Source organism: Corynebacterium efficiens YS-314 (assembly GCF_000011305.1).
Lineage (GTDB): Bacteria > Actinomycetota > Actinomycetes > Mycobacteriales > Mycobacteriaceae > Corynebacterium > Corynebacterium efficiens.
In genome coordinates this window covers 2,630,077-2,653,609 of the sequence record NC_004369.1, presented here as the reverse complement: position 1 = coordinate 2,653,609, position 23,533 = coordinate 2,630,077, and the positions used below count along the sequence as shown (strand labels likewise).

Genomic DNA, 23,533 nt, shown 5'->3' with positions numbered 1-23,533 from the left:
GTGGCTTATGTCTTCTGAACGTCTCACCCCACCGGTGGCCGCTGTCCGACCCACCACCCGTACCGTCCACGACATCAACTTCGTGGACGACTATGAGTGGCTCCGCGACAAGGAATCCCGCGACACCCTCGACTACCTCGAGGCGGAGAACGCCTACACCGACCAGCAGACCGCCCACCTGAGCGGGCTCCGCGAGAATATCTACAACGAGATCAAGTCACGCATCAAGGAAACCGACATGTCGGTGCCCGTGCGTAACGGCCGCTACTGGTATTTCGGACGCACGGAGGAGGGAAAGAGCTACGGCATCTACTGCCGCATCCCCGTCGGCGATGAGCCCTGGGTGGCACCGGAGATCCCCGTGGAACCGGCTCCGGAGGAGGAGGTCTTCCTCAACGCCAATGAGCTCGCCGAGGGTCATGAGTTCTTCTCCCTGGGCACGGCCACCGTGACCACCTCGGGGCGGTACCTGGCCTATTCCACGGATACCTCCGGTGATGAACGTTTCACCCTGCGCATCAGGGACCTCCACACCGGGGAACACCTCGGCGACACCATCACGGGCATCTTCTACGGAGCCACCTGGGTGGGGGAGGAATACCTCTTCTATCAGCGCGTCGATGATGCCTGGCGTCCGGACACCATCTGGCGGCACAAGATCGGTACCTCCGTCGAGGATGACGTTCTGGTCTACCGCGAGGCCGATGAACGTTACTCCACCTGGATCGGCACCACCCGTTCCGACCGGTTCATCCTCCTCGGGTCTGCCTCCAAGGTGACCTCCGAGGTGCAGTACATCCCCTTCGAGGATCCCGAGGCCGAGCCCGTGGTGCTCATCCCCCGTGAGGAGGGCGTGGAGTACGACGTCGATCACGCGGTCATCGCCGGCACCGATACCTGGCTGGTGGTGCACAACCAGAACGGTCCCAACTTCGAGGTGGGGCACGCGCCCGTCGGCAAGCTCTCCTCGCTGGCCGCGCTCGAACCGCTGGTTCCCCACCGCGATGATGTGCGCATCGAGGGCGTGGACGCCTACCGCGACCACCTCACCCTCGGGTACCGCTCGGGTGCCATCGGGCAGGTTGCGGTAATGAAGCTTGACGACGCCGGATTCACCCGCTTCGAGGAACTCAGGTTCGATGAGGAGCTCTACACCGTCGCCTCCTCCGGCAACCCCGAATGGGATGCCCCCGTGATCCGCGTGAGCTATGGATCCTTCACCACCCCCGGCCAGCTGTTCGACTACTGGGTGGAGTCCGGGGAGAAGGTGCTGCTCAAACAGCAGGAGGTCCTTGGCGGGTACAACCGGGAGGACTACACCGCGTCCCGGATGTGGGTGACCGCCCGTGACGGCGAACAGGTTCCCGTCTCCCTGGTCCACCGCGCGGACCTGGAGCTCAATAACGTTCCGGTGCTGCTCTACGGCTACGGTTCCTATGAATCCTCCATCGACCCCGGTTTCTCCGTCGCCAGGTTGTCCCTGCTCGACCGCGGCATGGTCTTTGCGGTGGCACATGTCCGCGGTGGTGGTGAGATGGGGCGTCGCTGGTATGATAACGGCAAGACGCTGACCAAGAAGAACACCTTCACAGACTTCATCGATGTCGCCGATGCCCTGATCGAGCAGGGGATCACCTCCCCGGACCGCCTGGTGGCCGAGGGCGGATCCGCCGGCGGCATGCTCATGGGCGCCATCGCCAACATGGCCCCCGACCGCTTCAAGGCAATCGAGGCGGTGGTTCCCTTCGTTGATCCGCTGACCTCCATGCTCATGCCGGAGCTGCCACTGACCGTCATCGAATGGGATGAGTGGGGCAATCCCCTCGAGGACAGGGAGGTCTATGACTACATGGCCTCCTACGCACCCTATGAGAATGTGGAGGCGAAGAACTACCCCAATATCCTCGCTGTGACCTCGCTCAATGACACCCGGGTGCTCTATGTCGAACCCGCGAAGTGGATCGCCCGCCTGCGCGCGACCGCCACCGGTGGGCAGTTCCTGCTGAAGACCGAGATGTCCGCCGGCCACGGTGGTGTATCCGGACGTTATGAGAAGTGGCGCCAGACCGCCTTCGAATACGCCTGGATTGTGAATCAGGCGACAGGCCTGACGCAGTAATCCCGTTCAACATGACGGAAACGGCCGGACGTGGGACAATGCCCTCATGTCCGGCCGTTTGCTAGTCTCCGTCTCCAGTATCTTCGACCAGACCCGGAAGGCCACGGACGCGCTGGTGAAAGACCTGCACGCCGAGGGCATCGGGGTCTCGCTGCTGGTGGCACCGCATATCGACGGCAACTGGAAACTGGCGAAGGACAAGGCCACCCGCGCCTGGTTGGAGGACCAGCTCGGCCAGGGCCGCGAACTGATCCTCAACGGATTCGACCAGCCGGTCCAGGGCCGACGCTCCGAATTCGCCACCCTGGAAAAGCACGAGGCGCGCCTCCGGCTCACCGGAGCCATCCGTCAGATGGAACGCATCGGTTTCACCTTCACCGTGTTCGCCCCACCCAGGTGGCGCATGTCCGAGGGCACCTCACAGGTCCTGCCGGAGTTCGATTTCAAGGTGGCGGCGTCCAGCAGGGGACTCCACGACCTGCGCACGGGGGAGTTCCTGCAGTGCAGGAACCTGTCCGTGGGCGAGGGGTTCGGGGCGGCGAAATGGTGGCGGCAGAATGTGCTCGCCGCAGCCACCCGCGGTGCCTCCCGGGGAAACACCATCCGCCTGTCGGTGTCGGGTCGCAACCTGGTCAACCCGAAGGTGGCGCGTGACTTCCGGGCCGCCGCCCTGGCAGCCCTGGAGCAGGGTGCCCAGCCCAGGACCTACATGACGGCCATCTGATCAGCTGGACAGTGACCTGATGATGGGCAGCTGCTGGAACCAGGACAGGATCTGACCCAGGACACCCGCAACCATCGCGAAAATACCGCCGGTGGACGGGGCGTCGTCCTCTTCAGTGCTCTCCAGATTGAAACCGACCTTGATGGGGTCATGGTCGGAGGACCGGAACACATTGTCCGCCTCGAAGACATCCACCGTGTTGTAGTTGCGGCGGGAGTACTCGAAGGCGATGGACTCATCGGCGTTGATGTCCCACACCTCGGCATCCACGACACGGTTCATGGCGGCGTCATTGCCCAGGGCGTGGTCGAGGGAACCGATGCGACCGGAGAACTGGTAGCTGTACCCGGCATCGTACTCGGCGGCAATGTTGCTGTACCCGGCGCCAGCCAGGGTGGAGAGGACGGTTTCCCTCGAGTAGGCGTTGAGATCACCGAGGATGAACACCGGTTTGTCAGCCCAGTCGTCCTGGTTCTCCAGGTGATCGATCAGGGCCTGTGCCTGGGCGAGGCGGACATTCGCAGAATGGCCCTGGCCGTCGCCGGTGTCCGCATCGCCGTTAACGGGGGAACCCTTGGACTTGAAGTGGTTGACCACGCCGACGAAGGATTCCTTCGTCTCATCCAGCGGCTGGAATTCCTGCGCGAGGGGCTGGCGGGCGGTGCCGGTGTAGGCGGGGTCATCGAAGATACGGGATTCACCGACGGGCTTGACGGTGGTGACATCGTAGATGAAGGCCACCCGGATGACATCCTCGTCGGTGCCCAGCTGCAGTGGGGACTCCACAGCGGCCCAGCGGGTGGATCCGTGGGCGGTGTTGAGGGCGTCGACAAGCGCGTTGAGGGCTTCGTCACGACGGGAGACATCGCCGGTGACCGCCGCGGTGTTCTCGATCTCCTCCAGCCCCAGCACGTCAACGTCGAGCCTGTTGATGGCCGCGACGATCTTGCCCTGCTGATCCTCGAAGGCCTGCTGGCTGTAGGCACCACGGACATCACAGTTGCGGGCGGAGATGGGATTGCCGTTGATGTCGGTGTAGGCATCGCAGTCGTAATCCTCACCCAGGGAGGTGAAGTAGTTCAACACATTGAAGCTGGCGATGTGGAAATCACCCTCGACAGCGTCAATGGCTGCCAGTGCCGACGGGCGGGAATCCTCCCAGGTGATCGGCAGCTCCACGCCCGCGGTGTTGCCGGTGACCGGGGCGGTCGGCTGGAAACGCCACAGATCGAAGCGGTAGTCGAAGACCACCGGGTGCTGGAAATCAACCTGATCACCGGTGCGTAGTGACTTGATGGTGTCACCATCCTGCACGATCCACGGCATGGGGACATCCTTGTCGCCCTGCATATACCGGCCGGAACGACCATCATCCAGGGTGACCAGTTCAGCCTGGTTCGTCGCCTCATAGGCGATGGCCTCCGCGCCGGGGGTGACCTTCTCAGTGGCCTGGTAGTAGGGCTCGGTGCCCGCGGCCAGGCCGATCTCACCGAAGTCGTTGAGGGAGTAGTTGTTGGTCACGGTGTAATCACCGGTCGGTTGCACGAGCATGCCCTCATAGGCCTCGCGGATGTCCGGGTCGGCGGGCATGGTGTCGATGGCCACGGGGGTGACCGCCTCGAACTCGGTTGCCGCCTCGGTGAAGGTGGCGGAACCCAGCTGGGTCATGCCGTAATACTCGGCCGGGGTGCCGGTCACGGTGATGGAATCACCGATCTCCGGGTAGATGCCGTTTGCACCGACGTAGACGAAGACGCCGTCGGAGGCGTCGCCTGCGGACTTGGGCTCCCCGGTGCCGGGGGTCTGCATGTAGTAGCCGTTGAAACCACCCTCATCGAATACGGCGGTGACCACGCCTTCGGTGACCACGGTCTGACCCGCCAGGGGAGTGGTGTCACCGGTGCCCTGGATCTCGGCGATGGTGACGGTGACCGGATCAACCGGTGTGGTCGGAGCCGTCGGAGTCTCAGCGCCACCGGACTGCGGGGTGGGCGTATCGACGAAAAAATCCACCGAATTGTCATCGGAGTCCACGGCGGAATCGACACGCTGGGCTGATGTGCCATTCGCGGTACGGGGTGCGGGGGACCCCTCGGTGAGGGTGGCGTCGCCCCACCCGACCAGGTCTACGCGGGTGGAGGCGTCGTCGACAAGCGCGACGGACCCCTGGGAGCCGGACATGTTCGCGGTACCGACCGCGTCCGGCGAGGGAAGCCCCGGCAGGCTGGTGTTGGCACCGGGATTCTGCTGGATCAGATAGTAACCGCCGGCGGGGATGGTGCCGGTCAGGGGCGTGGTGTTGCCGAGGTTGCCACCCGCGGAGAAGTACTGGACCGCCCAGCCATCGAGGTCAACGTCCTCAGCGGTCGGGTTGAACAGCTCGATGAAATCATGGGAGTAGACGGCCCCGTTGTTGCCGCCACCTCCGTAGACCTCGGAGATGACGGGGAGGGAACCGTCGGGGGCCGCAGCCGCATTCGGGGCTGCCAGCAGGCTGGTTGCGGTGACACCGGCGAGGGCGATCGCCAGCGCACGCGCGGGGATGTGCTTCATTCACATGACCTTTGAATAGAGAGGAAAGTGGGATACCACCCTTATCCACTACCGCAGATTATGTGCCCCCGCTGATGAGCAGATCAGCTCATGCTGGGAGTTCACCTGCACATAGACGAAAGTTCATGAATATGTCAGTTTCCGGGACGCTAGGGTGGAGGCCATGACTTCCATCCATGACATCCCTGTAACGCTCACCGACGGAACGGAAACCACCATGGCTGATTGGGCCGGTCACCTCGTGATGGTGGTCAATGTGGCCTCCAGGTGTGGCCTGACCCCACAGTATGAGGGGCTGCAGCGGCTCTTCGAGGACTACCAGGACCGTGGTTTCTTCGTGATCGGGGTGCCCTGTAACCAGTTCATGGGCCAGGAGCCCGGCACCGACGCCGAGATCTGTACCTTTGCCCAGGAGAAGTACGACGTCACCTTCCCATTGCTGGCCAAGACCGACGTCAACGGTGAAAATGAACACCCCCTGTATACCGAGCTCAAACGCTTCGGGGAGGGCGGCGATATCGAGTGGAATTTCGAGAAGTTCCTCATCAATGCCGATGGTGAGACCATTGCCCGTTTCGGTCCGCGGATGGATCCGGAGGATGACGAGGTCACCTCGGTGATTGAGGACAATCTCCCCGTGTGACACCGGGCTAGGTTGTTGCGGGATCAGGCGATACACTGTGCAGGTAAAACATTGTCGCCTTGAGTTAGGGAAAATACGTGGCCCGTGTAGTTGTCAATGTCATGCCGAAGGCGGAAATTCTGGATCCCCAGGGACAAGCGGTCCACCGCGCCCTGGGCCGTATCGGGGTAACCGGAGTTTCCGATGTCCGTCAGGGTAAGCGCTTCGAGCTGGAGGTCGATGATTCCGTCTCCACCGCCGACCTGGAGAAGATCGCCGAGACCCTTCTTGCCAACACCGTCATCGAGGACTTCGATGTGGTGGGAGTAGAGGTCGCCAAGTGAGTGCCAAGATCGGTGTCATCACCTTCCCCGGCACCCTCGATGATGTCGATGCGCTGCGCGCCGTCCGCATCGCAGGTGCCGAGCCGGTCAACCTCTGGCACGCCGACGAGGATCTCAGGGGCGTTGACGCCGTTGTGGTCCCCGGTGGTTTCTCCTACGGTGACTACCTGCGCACCGGTGCCATCTCCGCACTGGCACCCGTCATGCAGTCCGTCATCGAGGCCGCAGGCAGGGGCATGCCTGTCCTCGGTATCTGCAACGGTTTCCAGATCCTCACCGAGGCACGCCTGCTGCCCGGTGCCCTGACCCGTAACCAGGGTCTGCACTTCCACTGTGTGGACACCCACCTCGAGGTGGTCAACACTGACACCGCCTGGACCGGCACCCTCGAACAGGGGCAGAAGATCCTGGTCCCCGCCAAGCACGGTGAGGGTCGCTTCCAGGCGGAGCCGGACACCATCAGGATGTTGGAGGAGGAGGGCCGTGTGGTCTTCCGTTACACCGACAACTTCAACGGCTCCATCAACGGCATCGCCGGTATCACCAACGAAACCGGCCGCGTCGTCGGCCTCATGCCACACCCGGAGCACGCCGTCGAGACGCTCACCGGACCGTCCGTGGATGGTCTCGAGCTGTTCCTGTCCGCCATCGGCACCATCGCTGCCTAAGGAGTCTGAAGATAACAATGAGCACGATTTTCAACGACACCGTCGAGGCAGCAGCCGAGAACCCCGATCTCGAGCAGCCCTACGCCGAACTCGGCCTCAAGGACGATGAGTACGCCCGCATCAAGGAGATCCTGGGACGCCGCCCCACCGATGCGGAGCTGACCGTCTACTCCGTCATGTGGTCCGAGCACTGCTCCTACAAGTCCTCCAAGGTGCACCTGCGCTACTTCGGTGAGACCACCACCCCGGAGATGGCCGAGAAGATCCTCGCCGGCATCGGCGAGAACGCCGGCGTGGTCGACATCGGAGACGGCAACGCCGTGACCTTCCGCGTGGAATCCCACAACCACCCCTCCTTCGTCGAACCCCACCAGGGTGCCGCAACCGGCATCGGTGGCATCGTCCGCGACATCATGGCCATGGGTGCACGCCCGATCGCAGTCATGGACCAGCTGCGTTTCGGCGCCATGGACAACCCGGACACCCAGCGTGTGCTGCCCGGCGTGGTCAGCGGCATCTCCCACTACGGCAACTGCCTCGGCCTGCCCAACATCGGTGGCGAGACCGTCTTCGACGATTCCTACGCCGGTAACCCCCTGGTCAACGCCCTGGCCGTGGGTACCCTCAAGGTCGATGACCTGAAGTTGGCCTTCGCCTCCGGCGCCGGCAACAAGGTCATGCTGTTCGGTTCCCGCACCGGCCTCGACGGCATCGGTGGCGTCTCTGTCCTGGGTTCCGCCTCCTTCGAGGAGGGCGAGGAGCGCAAGCTTCCGGCCGTCCAGGTCGGTGACCCCTTCGCCGAGAAGGTCCTCATCGAATGCTGCCTGGAGCTGTACCAGGCCGGAGTGGTCGTGGGTATCCAGGACCTCGGTGGCGGTGGCCTTGCGTGCGCCACCTCCGAGCTGGCCGCCGCCGGTGACGGTGGCATGCGCGTCAACCTCGACGCCGTGCCCCTGCGCGCCGAGAAGATGTCCGCAGCCGAGATCCTCGCCTCCGAGTCCCAGGAGCGCATGTGCGCCGTGGTCACCCCGGAGAACGTGGAGAAGTTCAAGCAGATCTGTGCCAAGTGGGATGTCACCGTCGCCGAGATCGGTGAGGTCACCGACGAGAAGGACCGCTACCTCGTGGTCCACAACGGTCAGACCGTCATCGACGCACCGGCCTCCACCATCGATGAGGGCCCGGTGTACAACCGCCCCGTCGAGCGCCCCGCCAACCAGGATGAGATCCAGACCCTCGGTGGGCTTGAGCGCCCGGACACCGCCGAGGGTATCCGTGACGCCTGGTTCAAGCTCGTGTCCTCCCCGGCACTGTGCTCCCGCGCGTTCATCACCGAGCAGTACGACCGCTACGTCCGCGGCAACACCGTCCAGGCAAAGGATGCCAACGCCGGTGTGCTGCGTATCGACGAAGAGACCAACCGCGGCGTCGCCATCTCCGCCGACGCCTCCGGCCGGTACACCCGCCTCGACCCCCGCACCGGCGCACGCCTGGCACTCGCCGAGGCCTACCGCAACGTGGTCTCCACCGGTGCCCGTCCGGTCGCCGTGACCAACTGCCTCAACTTCGGTTCCCCCGAGAACGCCGGCGTCATGTGGCAGTTCAAGGAGGCCGTCCACGGGCTTGCCGACGGTGCCAAGGAGATGGGTATCCCCGTCTCCGGCGGTAACGTCTCCTTCTACAACCAGACCGGCGACGAGCCGATCCTCCCGACCCCGGTCGTGGGTGTCCTCGGTGTCCTGGATGATGTGGAAAAGACCATCGGCAACCGCCTGCCTGCCGGTGAGCAGGAGCTGTACCTGCTGGGTGAGACCCTCGACGAGTTCGGTGGATCCATCTGGCAGCAGGTCTCCGGCGCGGGCCTGTCCGGTCTGCCGCCGCAGATCGACCTGGCCAATGAGCAGCGACTGGCTGACCTGCTGGTTCCGGCTGCCGACCTCGTTGGCGCAGCCCATGACCTCTCCGAGGGTGGCCTCGGCCAGACCCTCGCCGAGCTGGCGATCCACGCCGGCCGTGGCCTGGATGTGGATCTCACGCAGGTCCATGAGGACCTGTTCACCGCACTGTTCTCCGAATCCGCCTCCCGCATCGTCGTGGCCACCACCCGTGGTGATGAACTGGTTGCGCGCGCTCAGGAGCTCGGTGTCCCGGTGACCAGGCTCGGTGTCACCAACGACTCCGGTGTCATCACCGTGCGTGGTGGCGACCTCAGCGTCGAGGTATCCGTCGAGGAGCTTCACGACGCATGGTCCAACACCCTGCCCGAGGCATTCGGACATGCTGTGGGAGCGAACTCCGTCGTTGAATAACATCACCGGGTAATATCGCCCCTGACTCGCCGCTAACCGGGTTTCACCCTGAATGGTGAAACCCGGTTAGCTGTATTTTGGGAAGACAGGGCTGTGAACCAAACCCCGCGCAGAAAGGAAGACGATGTCAGCACACGCACCCCGCGGTGAGGAAGCAAGGGACTACATGGACGCTGACCCTTCCATCGAGGGCGTGCCCAGATCAAACGACGGTGGGCCATCCGACGAACCCATCCTGGAACTGACCAGATATGTCTTCGACCGTGGCCCCCGCCCGCGTGCACGTGGACTGTTCCACCAGATCGCGGCTTTTCTCAGTGTGATATCCGGTTCGGTGCTATCCACCTACGCCTGGATGACGCTGGTGTGGTGGGAGGCCCTCGGCGTGACCATCTACGCCCTCTGCATGTTCGGACTGTTTGCGGTCTCCGCGGCCTATCACCGTGGCCAGTGGCGGCGCATGCACACTGTCGCCTGGTGGCGGAGGGCCGACCACTCCACGATCGCGGTGTTCATTGCAGCCACCTACACACCGCTGTGCATGATTGTGCTCCCGCCCAACCTCGCGACCTGGATGCTGGTGACCGCCTGGGTGGGCGCCATCCTCAGCGTGATCCTCAACATGGTGTGGATCGACCACCCGAGGTGGCTGTCCGTGGTGGTCTACCTTGCTCTCGGCTGGCTGATTGTGCCACTGATCCCCCAGCTGTGGGCGGGGGCGGGCCACACCGTGGTGTGGCTTCTGCTCGCCGGCGGCATCATCTACAGCCTGGGGGCGTTGATCTACGGCTTCAAATGGCCGGGGCGTGAGGCCCGGTGGATCGGCTACCACGAGCACTTCCACGCCGCCACCATCGTCGCCGCAGTGGTTCACCTGGTGGCGGTGTGGATGGTGGTGGTGGGTTAGTCGATCCGCGGCATCGAATGACGCGGGATCAGCGGGACCGGGGAGTACTCCGCCCGCAGATCACGCAGGATGTTGGCGTGCTCCGCCAGCTGGATGTCCTCCGGGGTGACCGGGGTGAACTGTGGAGCAGGCAGTGGCTGGCCATCCAGGTCGATGCCGATGTAGGTGACGGTGGCGTGGATCGCGGTGCGCAGATGATCACGCCCGCCCTTGGGGTTGCCGCTGCGGACGTGGATGGACATCTGCATGGAGCGGGTGTCCGTCCTCATCAGGCGGGCATCCACCTCGATGAGGTCACCGATGGAGATCGGGTTGTAGAAACGGATACCACCGGCGTAGACGGCGACGGTGTGGTTGCCCGACCACTCCATGGTGCACGCGGCACCGGCCTCGTCGATCCACTCCATGGCGGTGCCACCGTGGACCTTGCCGCCCCAGTTGATATCGGTCGGCTTGGCCAGGAAGCGGGTGATCAGGCGGGGGGCGTCCGAGGGGCCGTCATAGGTCTGCTTCTCCATCTCCGCCTCGATGGCGCGACGCAGGTCGATGCGGGAGAGCGCGGACTGCAGCACACGCTCCTCCTCCGCGGTCTTCGGGACGAAGGTGGGCACCTCCTGGGTTTTACCGGTGGCGGTGTCCTTGGCCACGAAGATCACCAGGCAGTCGCAGGCGCGCGTGAACTTACCGTCGCGTGGATCCGCGGAGAGAACCTCGTTGACGATGTGCATGGAGGACCGCCCCGTCATGGCGATGCGGGAACGGACCTCCACCATGTGCCCCGAGGGGATCGGGCGGGTGAAGTGGATGTGCCCCACATACGCGGTGACACAGTAGGTTCCGGACCACTGGGTGGCGCAGGCGTAGGCGGCCTTATCGATCCACTCCAGGACACGACCACCCCCGACACCGTGACTACCGGCCATGAGGACATCGGTGGGGGCGGCGAGGAAGCGCAGTGTCACATCGGGGGAACGTGGTGAAGCGGTTGTTTGGTTATCAGACATAGAGACACTTTAACGTGCCGGACTAACGTGGGGACCATGAAGATCGACCCCCACGACACACGTGTCGCCGTGCAGGCGATAGCCGACTGGATCGCGGATCCGGATAATCAGGAAAAACCAGCTAGAAAGCAGTTGGCGGACGCCACCCGCCTGACCGCCCGCACCCTGGCGCAGGACGCGCCGGGGCACAGCGTGGAGGTCAGGGTCCCCCCATTTGTGGCGGTTCAGTGTATCGAGGGCCCCCGACACACCCGCGGCACCCCACCCAATGTCGTGGAAACCGATGCCCTGACCTGGTTGCGCCTGGCAACAGGGAAAACAACCTTCGAGGAGGAATTGGCCAACGGCAGAATCGAGGCCTCGGGTACCAGGGCCGGGGAGATTTCCGCCTGGTTGCCCATCATCTCGTTGTAGGGCTGCTGAACGGTTTTAGTTTCTGATAGGTTGACCGACTACCATTTATGCATGTGGCACAACTTGATCAGCACACATCCCCCGGTTCTGTCGTGAACTACCCCTACGATGATCACAACGAACAGTCCCCGCAGGAGGAATGCGGAGTGTTCGGTGTCTGGGCTCCAGGTGAAGAGGTGGCCAAGCTCACCTACTTCGGTCTGTTTGCCCTGCAGCACCGTGGGCAGGAGGCCGCCGGCATTGCGGTAGGGGACGGCGAACAGATCCTGGTGTTCAAAGACCTCGGTCTGGTATCCCAGGTCTTCGACGAACCCATCCTGGAGTCCCTGCAGGGGGACATCGCCATCGGGCACACCCGGTACACCACCGCGGGCGGCAACTCCTGGGAGAACGCCCAGCCGATGTTCCGCATGGCCCCGGACGGCACCGATGTGGCGCTGGGTCACAACGGCAACCTCATCAACCATGTGCAGCTGCGCGAGAAGGCGACCGAACTCGGCCTCGTCGACCCGCAGCAGAAGCCTTCCGACACCGATGTGCTGACCGCGCTGCTGGCCAACGGCATCGGTGACGGTGATGATCTCTTCGAATCCGCCCGGAAGCTCCTCCCCGAGGTCAGGGGGGCCTACTGCCTGACCTTCACCGATGGCCACACCCTCTACGCCGCCCGTGACCCCTACGGCATCCGACCGCTGTCCATCGGACGTCTCGCCCGTGGCTGGGTGGTTGCCTCCGAGACCTCCGCCCTGGATATCGTCGGTGCTTCGCTGGTGCGTGAGGTGGAGCCCGGTGAGCTCATCGCCATCGATGAATCCGGGCTGCGTTCCACCCGTTTTGCAGAGACCAACCGCAAGGCCTGCGTCTTCGAATATGTCTACCTAGCCCGCCCCGACTCGGTGATCAAGGGACGCAACGTCAATGAGGTCCGTCTGGAGATCGGGCGCACCCTGGCACGGGAAGCCCCGGCCGAGGGTGATCTGGTCATCCCGACACCTGATTCCGGCACCCCTGCGGCGGTGGGGTTCGCCCAGGCCTCCGGCATCCCCTTCGGGCAGGGCATGGTGAAGAACGCCTATGTGGGACGCACCTTCATCCAGCCGTCCGACACCCTGCGTCAGTTGGGCATCCGCCTGAAGCTGAACCCACTGCGCGAGGTCATCGCAGGAAAACGCCTCGTGGTGGTCGATGATTCCATTGTGCGTGGCAACACCCAGCGCGCGGTGATCCGCATGCTGCGTGAGGCCGGGGCCGCCGAGGTCCATGTGCGCATCGCCTCCCCGCCGGTGAAATGGCCGTGTTTCTACGGCATTGACTTCGCCACCCCCGGTGAGCTCATCGCCAATGCGGTCACCAGTGACAACGAGGAGGAGATGGTGGAGGCTGTCCGCTCCGCCATCGGCGCTGATTCACTCGGTTATGTCTCCATCGACGGGATGGTGGCATCCACCACCAAGCCCGTGGAGGAACTGTGCCTGGCATGTTTCAACGGGCACTATCCCATGGGATTGCCCGAGGCCAACCCCAATGCCGAGCTGGTGTTCAAGATGCAGGCCGGCAGGCAGGATAAGATCGGGACCTAGGGTTCCCCACTTTTTCACCCCTTTGTAGAGCAGCGATCGGCTGCATCCAACCCCAAGCAGGAGAAGCGAAGAACACGATGAGTGATCACCTGGACACCGGCAACGGTGCCACCCCTGAAGGCGTATCCTACGCAGCCGCCGGCGTGGACATCGAGGCCGGTGACCGTGCCGTCGAGCTGTTTGCCCCACTGGCCAAGCGCGCAACCCGCCCGGAGGTCCGCGGCAACCTCGGCGGTTTCGCCGGACTGTTCGAGCTTGGGAAGTACCGGAAACCCATCCTGGCCGCGGGCTCGGATGGGGTGGGCACCAAGCTCGTTGTCGCCCAGATGATGGACAAGCACGACACCATCGGCATCGACCTGGTCGCCATGTGTGTGGATGATCTGGTCTGCTGTGGCGCCGAGCCGCTGTTCCTGCAGGACTACATCGCCATCGGCAAGGTTGTTCCCGAGCATGTCGCAGAGATCGTCTCCGGCATCGCCGAGGGCTGCATCCAGGCCGGTGCGGCGCTCCTCGGCGGGGAGACCGCCGAACACCCCGGTGTCATGGAACCGGGCCACTATGATGTCTCCGCCACCGCCGTCGGCGTGGTCGAGGCTGATGATCTGCTCGGACCTGAGCGGGTGCGTGCCGGTGATGTCATCATCGGTATGGCCTCCTCCGGTCTGCACTCCAATGGTTACTCCCTTGCCCGCCACGTCCTCTTCGACACCGCGGGCCTGACCGTGGACTCCCACATCGAGGAACTGGGTCGCACCCTCGGTGAGGAACTGCTTGAACCCACGCGCATCTACTCCAAGGACTGCCTGGCGCTCATCGCCGAATGCGAGGTGCATGTGTTCTGCCATGTCACCGGCGGTGGCCTGGCTGGCAACATGTCCCGCGTGATCCCTGAGGGCCTCGTCGCCGAGATGTCCCGCGGCACCTGGACCCCGGGTCAGATCTTCCGCTCGATCGCCTCCCTGGGCCGGGTGCCACGTGAGGAGATGGAGAAGACCTTCAACATGGGTGTCGGCATGGTGGCTGTCGTGGCGGAGAAGGACCGTGACCGCGCCCTGGCGATGCTCACCGCCCGCCACATCGACTGCTGGGAGCTGGGCACCGTCCGCAACGGTGAGGACGGCGAACCCAATGTCATCCTCAGCGGTGAGCACCCCGGTTACTGATCTCCGAAGTGGTGAAAAGCCCCGACCTCGGTCGGGGCTTTAGCTGTGTCTACCGGTCCGGAAAACGACTCAGACGGCGCGCGGTCTAACACGAGCCGTGATCCTGGAGTGGGAACACAGAAGGGATGACTCCAGGAGGGTGCCCATGATAAACCGTGCGCCGTCTGAGGCGGTAGTGGTGAATGGGAGAAGACCGCTTTCACTGGTGTCGCAACACCCTGAAACGGCCACAAGCCACCAGATGATGAAATGATGAGTCGATCAATTGGCTACCGACATGTGTGCCGGTGGCCGGACTGATCAGCAGATGAAAAGGTCAGCGCGTGCCGTAGGCACGGTACTGGTCATCTTCCTCATCCCAGTTTGCATAAGCTGCGTACTGGTCCTCATCACCAGGGGCATCGGAGTAGGAACGCCGGGGAGCTTGTGCCAGCTCCCGCTGCAGTTGATCAAGATCCATTTCTGGAGAGCTGTACTTCAACTGGCGAGCAACCTTGGTCTGTTTTGCCTTCGCGCGACCGCGACCCATTGCCTGACCCCCTTGGAGTGAGCGGAACGTCCCTGGGAATGTGGACGCCCCATGGGCTTTTCAAGATGTATTAACTGTATTCCTGATAGACACAATAGCCTGTTGACGCGGAAATTTCTGCAACATGGCCATGACCTGCATCAATGTGGGGTGGGAACGCCAAAGTAGGCGACTTTCGTCATCATGAAAGTCGCCTTTTCAAAGGCGGTTATCGCCGTGGTTGCACCTGCCCGGTTATTCCCTGCCGCGGAGCCTGTTCACGGCTGCACGCCCACGCTGCTCACCATCGTCGACGGGGAGGGAATCCGGATCCACCGTGACCGCCACGTCACCGATGGTGAGATCGGCATCCAGGGCGCTGCGCTTGACCAGTCCGAGGGCGATGGGGCCGAGATCGCAGTCATGGATCACCGTGCCCAGCCGACCCACCGTGCGGGTGCCGGACGTGATCTCCGCACCGGTGACCGGAGCGACGGGGGCGGAACCATCCAGGTGGAGCAGAACCATCACCCGTGGGGAACGACCGAGGTTGTCCACGCGCGCGACGGTTTCCTGCCCGCGGTAGCACCCCTTGGTCAGATGGACGGCCCCCAGGTGCTCATCACGGCCGATCCAGTGGGGGATCTCATGGGGGATGGTCTTGGCGTCCAGGTCGGGGGTCTCCGGCTCCAGGGCCTTGACACGCTCTGCCCAGTAGGCCATCAGGCCGGTGAGCTCGGCGCCGGCGTCCAGGAGCTTGTCGACGCCCGATTCGAAGGACGCGCGGGGCACGGCGACGTCGACACGCTTTGGGCCGTTCCAGTCGACGGTGCGCCGGAAGGTCACCTCCGGGAGGGGGATCTCCCGGCCGATCAGTGTGATGATCGCCAGGTCCGCCTCCTCGACGGTGACCTCGGACCAGAAGATCATCTTCCGGAGATAGGCGATGAGGGAATCGAATTCCGTCGCGGAGGTGTCGAGGTAGAAGACCCCGTCTGCGACGGTGACCATCATGGTGTGTTGGATACGACCCTGCGCATCCAGATCAAGTGCGCGGGCGGTGAAACCATCCTCCGCGGCATCGACCTTCTGGGACAGAATATTGTTGAGGAACGCGGGGGCATCAGGTCCATCGACTCGGATCACCTTGCGGTTGGAACGGTCAACCAGACCGGTTCCGGTTTCGAAGATGCGTTGTTCGACGAGCGGGGAACCATAATGCCACGCGACACCTTCCGTACCCGCCACAGCGGCGTCATCCTGTGCTTCCGCCGCCCCATCCCTACCCAGCAGGGGGGAGATGTAACGCTGCGGATCAGTCTGATCACGGTTGGTGTCGTTCGCGACCTCGGAGAGTTCGTTAGCCACAAACTCGACTGTACGCGGAAACTGCCCTCGAAGGGTAGTCAGCGAAACCGGCCAATGGTTACAACCGGTGGGCGGAACCTCCCGGAAACAGGCATAATCAGCGATTATGGTGTCTGTACCCAGTCGAATGCCCGAACCCACCCCCGTGATCATGATCGTCGAACCCTACGGTGGATCAATCCGTCAACAGAACCCGAACCTGCCCATGGTGTTCTGGGATGATGCTGCCGTCACCCGCGGGGATGGCATCTTCGAGACCATCCTCATCCGGGAGGGGCGGGCCTGTAACCTCGACCGTCACGCGGAACGTTTCAAGGCCTCCGCCGCACTGCTGGGACTGCCCGCCCCCGTGATGGACTCATGGGTGAAGGCAACCCGGATGGCCATAGAATCCTGGTATGAGCACCCCGGCGCGGGGGATGCGTCCTGCACCTGGACGCTGAGCCGGGGTCGGGCGAGCACCGGCCTGGCCTCCGGCTGGGTGACGGTGCAGGCGGTGTCGCGCGAGAAACTCAGGGAACGTGAGCGGGGAGTGGAGGTGATGACCAGCCCACGTGGATACACCATCGACACCCGACTCCCCGGGGTCCGGGATGTCACCCGTGGTGATGTTGACGGGGTGGAGGACACCCCGGCGCCGTGGCTGACCGTGGGGGCCAAGACGCTGAGCTATGCGGCGAACATGGCGGCGGTGCGGTGGGCCCGGGCCCACGGCTACGACGATGTCATCTTCACGGAAGGGGACCGGGTGCTGGAGGGCGCGACCTCCACGGTGGTCAGTGTCAAGGGGGATAAACTGCGCACCCCGGCCCCCGGCGGGGACATCCTCCCGGGCACCACCCAGGCGGCCCTGTTCGAGCATGCCGCCACCCTGGGCTGGCGGTGCAAGACCAAGAAGGACCTCACCGTCGATGACCTGCTGGGGGCGGACAGCGTCTGGCTGGTCTCCTCTGTGAGGATCGCGGCCCGTGTCACCCGCCTGGACGGGCACAAGATGCCCCGCCCGTCCAATGAGGTGGCGATCAAGGAGCTGATCACCGGGGCACTGGGGTGATCTACCCGATGATGCGGTGCAGCTGCGCGGACATGCGTGGCTTCAGTTCCTTGTCCACCAGCCGCTCATCCACCCAGCCGAGTTCATTGGTGGGCAGCAGACCGTAGAGGCGCTTGCCCGGGCCAAGGGTGACGGGGCCGGTGGCGGTGACCATGGTGGACGCGGACTCCAGTTCCCAGGCGCGTTCGTTGATGGGCTGGCCGTAGTAGATCTCCACGACACCACTGGCGTGGGCGCACACGAATTCGATCTCGTCCTGGAGGTTGATGCGCCAGAACCCGGTCTCACGCTGATCCGGGCCGACGGTGCCGCCCTCACTGTCCAACCTCCACACGCGGGACTCGAAGGACAGGTAGTTCTCCCCATCGTGGGAGAAGATGATCTGTTGACCGAAGGAGTACTGGCCACCCTCCGGGGTGTCAGCCTGGCCCTCACCGCGCCATACACCCACCAGGGGCAGCAGCGCGAGCAGTCCATCGTGCAGGTTCGGACCCAGGCGCAGGTTCGCGGTGTCCTCGGGGATGGGCAGATCATCCAGGGTGGGGATGTTGCGGTGGGCGGTGTTCTTCGCCTGTTCGGCCGCCAGGTTGACAGCGTCATTCCCACTGATGGCGGGGGAATCGGACAGGGATGGCGCGTCCGCTCCCGAGCCGGGAACGCCTGCATTGCCACCGGTCTTGCTGGTTTCGTTTTCGCTCATGGAGTCAAGACTAGCGTTTACCCACTACCCTTGGACAACGTGCATCTCCTATTGATCGCGAACCCGCAATCCACCACCCAGACCGCCGAGCTCTTCCGCCGCGTGGTGCCCAAACTGCTTGCCATTGACGGGCTCACCATGGAGACCCGGTTCACCCATTACAGCGGGCACGCCGAGGAGATGGTCAGGGGAATGACCCGCGCGGACGCGGATATCATCGTCCCCGCCGGTGGGGACGGCACGGTCAACGAGGTGATCAACGGGCTGCTCGGCAACGCCGGGGAGGATATCACCGACTGGCGTGAGGTGCCCGCCATGGCTGTCCTGCCCACCGGGTCGGCCAATGTGTTCGCCCGGGCCCTGGGCTACCCCTCTGACACCTATGCCGCCGCCGAGATGCTCATCGATCTGATCAGGGGGGATCTGCGGCGCACCATCTCGCTGGGCACCTGGAGTGAGCACGGGCGGGACAGGGAGAAGGGCCGGGAGGGGCACTGGTTCGCTGTGAACGCCGGCTTCGGCATCGACGCGGATGTGATCGCGCGCATGGAACGGGTCCGGTCCCGGGGGTTCGCCGCCTCACCATTCCAGTACCTCCTGCTGAGCACCCGTGCGTGGTTGTCCACCCAGGTGGACCCGCCACGCATGACCGTCGAGGCCGTCAGCGCTGATGGCGAGCAGCTGCGGCGGGTGGATGTGCCCATGCTGTTTGCCTCCAACACCAACCCGTGGACCTTCTTCGGTCCGCTGCCCGTGGTCACCAACCCCCGCAACTCCTTCGACATGGGACTCGGGATCTTCGGTGTCACCAGCGTGCACGGGCTCGGGGGTGTGGCCGCCCTGATGCACCTGATCGGGGTGGGGCACGGGAAACGGTACGAGAAACTGGTGGCGCGGCGCACCATCCAGTTCGACAACGTCGAACACCTCACCCTGACCTGCAGCAGGAAACAGCGGTTCCAGGTCGATGGCGAATTTGTCGGTGAGTACCGCGAGGTGCACCTCGATGCGGTGGCCGATGCCTTCGAGGTGTTCGCCCCGGAGGTCAATCCGAATCCGCCGACGATGGCGTGGTACCGTCACCTCTTCCACTATGTCCGCGACGCGGTGCGGGTGCGCACAAGGGGAGCCTAGCCTGCGCTGTCGGCCTCCGGTGCGGCCAGGGGGGAGAGCTCCCGCATGGTGATCTCCACATTGCGGGCCTGGGACTGGAAATGGATGGACCCTCCGGAGAGGTAGACGGCCATGGCGCGGTCAGCCAGGGGGAGTGTGCGGGTATCGATGCGCCAGGAGAACGCTGATTCCACATCGTCGAGTGTGAGGTTGGGCTGGGAGGCGTCGACAAGCTCGACGGGGACCATCTGGAACTCGGACCCGACCAACCGCAGCGTCACCACCACGCTCACGGGGTCCTCATGCCCGGGCGGGGTGCCGGTGAGCACGGCCTCGCTGGCGGTGCCGCCGGATGGTGAGATATCCGTCGGGTGGGCGATGTCCAGGTCCGTCATATCCAGCTGGGAGCCCAGCGCCACACCATCCATGCGCAGCGTGCGGGTGAATGTCTCGGCACGCGCGCCCTCAAGATCACCGGAGAACACCTGCGCCGGGGACACCGCCACCTCCTGCACCTCGGTGCGGGCATTGACCACGCCGATGCCCGGAACCGGCACATCCAACATGTTCACGCTGACGTGATCGAGTTCCCCTGTGACCAGGGCAAGTGTGTACAGGCCACTGCCCGCGTAGACGGCAGGTTCGACCTCAAGGTCGGCTGACTCCGCGACCGCGCGGGAGATGGTGCGTTCCGCGCGGGCGGCGATGGCCGAATCAACAAGCCAGAACACCGCACCCACGATGACGATGATGACGATGATCCTGATGGTCCTGCCTACCTGCTTCTGCACCCCTCTATCTTTACCGCACAGGCCCACCAAAGAGTGAAGTGAATGGCTACGCTTGGGCCCATGAACACAAAAGTCACCACCACCCACCTCTATAATCACCGCGACCTCCGCGAACAGGCCATGATCATGCTCAAGGAGGTCAGGGCCATCGACGGCGTCGAGGCGCTCTCCGAGCAGTTCGTGCGCGGTCTGGCAGAACCCGGCCTCGGGCACACCCATTACACGGTGTCCGTCGACGGGCGGATCATCGGCCTCGGTGCGACGGACGGAGAGACCAGTGAGCTGGCTGTCCACCCGGCGCACCGTCGCCAGGGGATCGGCAGGGAGCTTATCGACGCCCTCCCCACCGACGGTGTCTGGGCCCACGGGGACCTCCCCCCGGCCCAGGCCCTTGCGTCCTCCCTGGGGCTGAACAAAACGCGTGAACTCCTCGTCATGGCAGTCGAAGGGGACGCCCTGCGCGAGGCAGCCGTGTATGACAATCCCGCGGGGATCACCAACAGTTCACTGAAAACCGCCCCCGGAACCCGGGATGAGGTGGAGGGGAAATGGCTCAAGGCCAACAATGAGGCCTTCCACTGGCACCCCGAACAGGGCGGGTGGGACCGCAACCGCCTGACCCGCGCCCAGAGCGCCACCTGGTTCAGGGAAACCGATGTCCTCTTCCTCTGGGACGGCGATGAACTCGTCGGATTCCACTGGGTGAAGAAACACTCCGATGAACTGCAGGAGATCTATGTGGTGGGGCTTGCCGAGGCCTACCGTGGGAAGGGGCTCGGCGATCCCCTCGTCCGCCTCGGACTGCGGCACATGGTCAACGGTGGGGCGCGCCGGGTCATTCTCTACGTGGAGGCGGACAATGATTCCGCGGTAGCTGCCTATGAAAAACTGGGATTCACCGTGGCGGAACGCCATGTTGTCTATGAAAAATAGGTGAAAACAGTGTGAGGAGAGTGGGGGAGCGACGCGACCCTCCCCTGAAATGGGGGAGCTGGGGGAGGTCAAATCCCCAAAACTATTCCAATTTAGTGACATGCGTCGCGTTTTGGGGGCGGTGAGAACTGACAAGGTAGTGAATTCGTTTAAAGATATCCTTAAGTTCATTCTCCGTTAACCAGATCGGCCTTAGTTGGTCATTTCCGCCCCATAGGTTCTTAGTCCGTGAGCAACCCATGGGCCGGAACTGGCCCAGAGAAACAGTCCGGGGTTGCTCTGACGATGTATAACAACACCGGAAAGGCTTCCCTGTGAACCTCATCTTCAAGCGTTCTGCTGCCCTCGTTGGCGCCGTGGCCGTCAGCTCCTTCGCCCTCGTTGCCTGTGGCGACTCCGAAGAGACCGACACCACCGGCACCACCGCCGAGACCACCGGAGCGGCCTCCGCTGAGGGACTGACCGGTACCTCCGGTCAGCTCGTCGGCGAGGGTGCTTCCTCCCAGCAGTCCGCCATGGACTACTTCGGCGTCCAGTACTCCGAGGCTGTTGACGGTGCCTCCCTCGCCTACACCGCATCCGGCTCAGGCTCCGGACGTAAGAACTTCGTCGGTGGCCAGGTCGCCTTCGGCGGTTCCGACTCCCCGATGGATGATGCGCAGGCCGCGGAGGCCATGGACCGTTGCGATGGCAACGAGGCATGGCACCTGCCCTTCGTTATCGGCCCGGTCGCCATCGCCTACAACCTGCCCGGCGTGGAGGACCTGAACCTGTCCACCGCCACCGTGGCAAACATCTTCAAGGGTGAGATCACCAAGTGGAATGATGACGCCATCGCCGCTGAGAACGAGGGCGTTGACCTCCCCGACACCGACATCTCCGTTGTCTACCGCTCCGATGAGTCCGGCACCACCGACAACTTCCAGAAGTTCCTGACCGCCGCTGAGCCTGACCTGTGGGAGACCACCGGCCAGGTCTTCCCGGCGACCGTCGGTGAGGGCGCCAACGGCTCCAACGGTGTTGCATCCCAGGTCACCGCAATCGAGGGTGGCATCACCTACGTTGAGGCTGGCTTCGCACAGCAGCAGGGCCTGGGCATCGCCAACCTCGACTTCGGCAACGGCCCGGTTGAGCTCAACGCCGAGTCCGTCGGTGTGGCACTGGACAACCTGGAGTTCCTCACCGAGGGCAACAACATGGTCGTTGACACCGAGGCACTCTTCGCCGCGGACGATGCAGGTTCCTACCCGCTGATCCTCACCACCTACGAGATCGTCTGCTCCGCCGGCTACGACGACACCACCCGCGACCAGATCAAGGACTTCCTGACCGTCGCACTCGACTCCCAGGATGAGAACCTCGAGGCTCTCGGCTACATCCCGGTCACCGGCACCCACTACGACCGCCTGGTCGAAGCAGTCGCGGCAATCCAGTAACAACTGCCCCGACCGTGGGGTTGCCCGGAGGTAACCCCACACCCTGTTCCCCCGGGCACCCTCCCCTGACCTTCAGGTTGGGAGAAGGTGCCCGGTGGGAACACTCGCATGTTTGAAGCGACTATTCGTCAGTTAAGGAATTACACCCATCATGGCCCGAAATGAGTCAGCCACCGAGGCGAATGAGCTGGATCCGATCCAGGCTCAGACCCACCCGGTAGCAACCATCGGCAACACTGCACAGCCTGAGAATCCCAAGCCCATTGCGGCGCAGGAATCCGGGAATGTGAAACGCCCCGGAGACCGTATCTTCGAGTTTCTGTCCACCGCCTCTGCGGCGATCATCACGGTCATTATCGCGGCCATCGGTGCGTTCCTCATCTGGCGCGCCATCCCAGCCCTCAACAACAACGTTGGTGGGCTCATCGGCTTCTTCACCTACACCGGCGCTTGGGACACCGCAGATACCCAGGCAATGGAGTTCGGTATCCCGAATCTTCTGGCAGCCACCATGCTCATCTCGGTGATTGCCCTCCTGATCGCCATGCCGATCGCTCTCGGTATCGCCATCTTCCTCTCCAACTACGCACCCAAGCGTCTGGTCAAGCCATTGGGCTACACGGTGGACATGCTCGCAGCTGTCCCCTCCATCGTCTACGGACTCTGGGGCTGGCAGGTGCTCGGCCCCGCCCTGAGCAACTTCTACATCTGGCTGGAGAGCTGGGCCGGCGGATTCTTCCTGTTCACCACCTACTCCAACTCCCCGGCCTTCGCCACCGGCCGCAACATGCTCACCGGTGGTATCGTCCTCGCCGTCATGATCCTGCCGATCATCGCCGCGACCGCCCGGGAGGTGTTCGTCCAGACCCCCAAGGGGCATGTTGAGGCGGCACTCGCCCTCGGTGCCACCCGCTGGGAGGTCGTGCGCATGACCGTGCTGCCATTCGGACTGTCGGGTTATGTCTCCGGAGCCATGCTGGGCCTCGGCCGTGCACTCGGTGAGACCATGGCGCTGTACATGGTTGTCTCCCCCTCCTCGGCCTTCCGTTTCTCACTCTTCGACGGTGGCACCACCTTCGCCACCGCCATCGCCAACGCCGCAGCGGAATTCAACGACGACACCCGCGCTGGCGCCTACATCGCCGCTGGTCTGGTCCTGTTCCTCCTGACCTTCATCGTCAACGCCGCCGCACGTGGCATCGTGAACAGCGGAAAGTAGA

General features: G+C 63.7%; 21 protein-coding genes. 15 read left to right on the top strand and 6 right to left on the bottom strand.

Annotated elements, in window-relative coordinates:
* Positions 1-7: 7 nt before the first annotated feature.
* Both CE_RS12325 and CE_RS12320 read left to right on the top strand, forming a co-directional pair.
* The gene (locus tag CE_RS12325; RefSeq protein ID WP_011075950.1) at positions 8-2,119 is read left to right on the top strand and encodes a S9 family peptidase; all 2,112 of its coding nucleotides are present in this window, start codon (positions 8-10) and stop codon (positions 2,117-2,119) included.
* Positions 2,120-2,165: 46 nt separating this feature from the next.
* Positions 2,166-2,843, top strand: a complete 678-nt coding sequence (locus CE_RS12320) for a DUF2334 domain-containing protein (RefSeq protein WP_006769157.1) — start codon at positions 2,166-2,168, stop codon at positions 2,841-2,843.
* On the opposite strand, the gene CE_RS12315 is transcribed toward CE_RS12320, so the two are convergent.
* Positions 2,844-5,396, bottom strand: coding sequence for an ExeM/NucH family extracellular endonuclease (locus CE_RS12315; RefSeq protein WP_006769158.1), 2,553 nt, complete (start codon positions 5,394-5,396; stop codon positions 2,844-2,846). It abuts the gene before it with no gap.
* 163 nt (positions 5,397-5,559) lie between these two features.
* Here CE_RS12315 and CE_RS12310 point away from each other — a divergent pair, with 163 nt between their 5' ends.
* The 5 genes from CE_RS12310 to CE_RS12290 all read left to right on the top strand — a co-directional run bounded on the left by CE_RS12310 (position 5,560) and on the right by CE_RS12290 (position 10,246).
* The gene (locus tag CE_RS12310; RefSeq protein WP_006769159.1) at positions 5,560-6,039 is read left to right on the top strand and encodes a glutathione peroxidase; all 480 of its coding nucleotides are present in this window, start codon (positions 5,560-5,562) and stop codon (positions 6,037-6,039) included.
* A gap of 77 nt (positions 6,040-6,116) precedes the next feature.
* On the top strand, positions 6,117-6,362 hold the full coding sequence (gene purS, locus CE_RS12305; RefSeq protein ID WP_011075948.1) for a phosphoribosylformylglycinamidine synthase subunit PurS: 246 nt from the start codon (positions 6,117-6,119) through the stop codon (positions 6,360-6,362).
* A complete protein-coding gene (purQ, locus tag CE_RS12300; protein ID WP_006769161.1) occupies positions 6,359-7,030 on the top strand; it encodes a phosphoribosylformylglycinamidine synthase subunit PurQ in 672 nt (223 codons plus the stop codon). Before purS ends, purQ begins: the two co-directional genes overlap by 4 nt.
* Before the next feature lie 17 nt (positions 7,031-7,047).
* Positions 7,048-9,339 (top strand): phosphoribosylformylglycinamidine synthase subunit PurL, encoded by a 2,292-nt coding sequence (gene purL / locus CE_RS12295; RefSeq protein WP_006769162.1) that lies wholly within the window; start codon positions 7,048-7,050, stop codon positions 9,337-9,339.
* A 124-nt stretch (positions 9,340-9,463) separates the two neighbouring features.
* Positions 9,464-10,246 (top strand): PAQR family membrane homeostasis protein TrhA, encoded by a 783-nt coding sequence (locus CE_RS12290; RefSeq protein WP_011075947.1) that lies wholly within the window; start codon positions 9,464-9,466, stop codon positions 10,244-10,246.
* On the opposite strand, the gene CE_RS12285 is transcribed toward CE_RS12290, so the two are convergent.
* Positions 10,243-11,250, bottom strand: coding sequence for an acyl-CoA thioesterase (locus CE_RS12285; RefSeq protein ID WP_011075946.1), 1,008 nt, complete (start codon positions 11,248-11,250; stop codon positions 10,243-10,245). The two genes, CE_RS12290 and CE_RS12285, sit on opposite strands and share 4 nt — an antisense overlap.
* 36 nt (positions 11,251-11,286) lie before the next feature.
* Between CE_RS12285 and CE_RS12280 the strand changes: the two genes are divergently transcribed.
* From CE_RS12280 to purM, 3 genes are all read left to right on the top strand, one after another.
* Positions 11,287-11,664, top strand: a complete 378-nt coding sequence (locus CE_RS12280) for a sterol carrier family protein (protein ID WP_006769165.1) — start codon at positions 11,287-11,289, stop codon at positions 11,662-11,664.
* Between the two features lie 47 nt (positions 11,665-11,711).
* Positions 11,712-13,244 (top strand): amidophosphoribosyltransferase, encoded by a 1,533-nt coding sequence (gene purF, locus CE_RS12275; protein WP_006769166.1) that lies wholly within the window; start codon positions 11,712-11,714, stop codon positions 13,242-13,244.
* Between the two features lie 77 nt (positions 13,245-13,321).
* Positions 13,322-14,410 (top strand): phosphoribosylformylglycinamidine cyclo-ligase, encoded by a 1,089-nt coding sequence (purM, locus tag CE_RS12270; RefSeq protein WP_006769167.1) that lies wholly within the window; start codon positions 13,322-13,324, stop codon positions 14,408-14,410.
* A 316-nt stretch (positions 14,411-14,726) separates the two neighbouring features.
* Here the strand turns inward: purM and CE_RS12265 are convergent, their stop codons facing one another.
* Complete coding sequence (locus CE_RS12265) at positions 14,727-14,939, bottom strand: DUF3073 domain-containing protein (RefSeq protein ID WP_011075944.1); 213 nt, start codon at positions 14,937-14,939, stop codon at positions 14,727-14,729.
* A gap of 234 nt (positions 14,940-15,173) precedes the next feature.
* A complete protein-coding gene (locus CE_RS12260; RefSeq protein ID WP_006769169.1) occupies positions 15,174-16,439 on the bottom strand; it encodes a YgfZ/GcvT domain-containing protein in 1,266 nt (421 codons plus the stop codon).
* On the opposite strand from CE_RS12260, the gene CE_RS12255 reads away from it, so the two are divergent.
* Positions 16,414-17,340, top strand: a complete 927-nt coding sequence (locus CE_RS12255; RefSeq protein WP_011075943.1) for an aminodeoxychorismate lyase — start codon at positions 16,414-16,416, stop codon at positions 17,338-17,340. The genes CE_RS12260 and CE_RS12255 overlap by 26 nt on opposite strands.
* A gap of 1 nt (position 17,341) precedes the next feature.
* On the opposite strand, the gene CE_RS12250 is transcribed toward CE_RS12255, so the two are convergent.
* Entirely contained in the window at positions 17,342-18,040 is a 699-nt protein-coding gene (locus CE_RS12250) for an FABP family protein (RefSeq protein ID WP_006769171.1), read from the bottom strand.
* Between the two features lie 30 nt (positions 18,041-18,070).
* Between CE_RS12250 and CE_RS12245 the strand changes: the two genes are divergently transcribed.
* Positions 18,071-19,174 (top strand): diacylglycerol/lipid kinase family protein, encoded by a 1,104-nt coding sequence (locus tag CE_RS12245; RefSeq protein WP_006769172.1) that lies wholly within the window; start codon positions 18,071-18,073, stop codon positions 19,172-19,174.
* Here CE_RS12245 and CE_RS12240 read toward each other — a convergent pair.
* Positions 19,171-19,944 (bottom strand): LmeA family phospholipid-binding protein, encoded by a 774-nt coding sequence (locus CE_RS12240; protein ID WP_006769173.1) that lies wholly within the window; start codon positions 19,942-19,944, stop codon positions 19,171-19,173. The genes CE_RS12245 and CE_RS12240 overlap by 4 nt on opposite strands.
* A gap of 42 nt (positions 19,945-19,986) precedes the next feature.
* On the opposite strand from CE_RS12240, the gene mshD reads away from it, so the two are divergent.
* The 3 genes from mshD (at position 19,987) to pstC (ending at position 23,532) form a co-directional block, all read left to right on the top strand.
* Positions 19,987-20,877 (top strand): mycothiol synthase, encoded by an 891-nt coding sequence (gene mshD / locus CE_RS12235; protein ID WP_006769174.1) that lies wholly within the window; start codon positions 19,987-19,989, stop codon positions 20,875-20,877.
* Between the two features lie 314 nt (positions 20,878-21,191).
* On the top strand, positions 21,192-22,313 hold the full coding sequence (pstS, locus tag CE_RS12230) for a phosphate ABC transporter substrate-binding protein PstS (protein WP_006769176.1): 1,122 nt from the start codon (positions 21,192-21,194) through the stop codon (positions 22,311-22,313).
* Between the two features lie 151 nt (positions 22,314-22,464).
* Positions 22,465-23,532: a phosphate ABC transporter permease subunit PstC gene (gene pstC, locus CE_RS12225; protein WP_006769177.1), complete on the top strand. Its 1,068-nt coding sequence runs from the start codon at positions 22,465-22,467 to the stop codon at positions 23,530-23,532.
* Position 23,533: the final 1 nt, after the last annotated feature.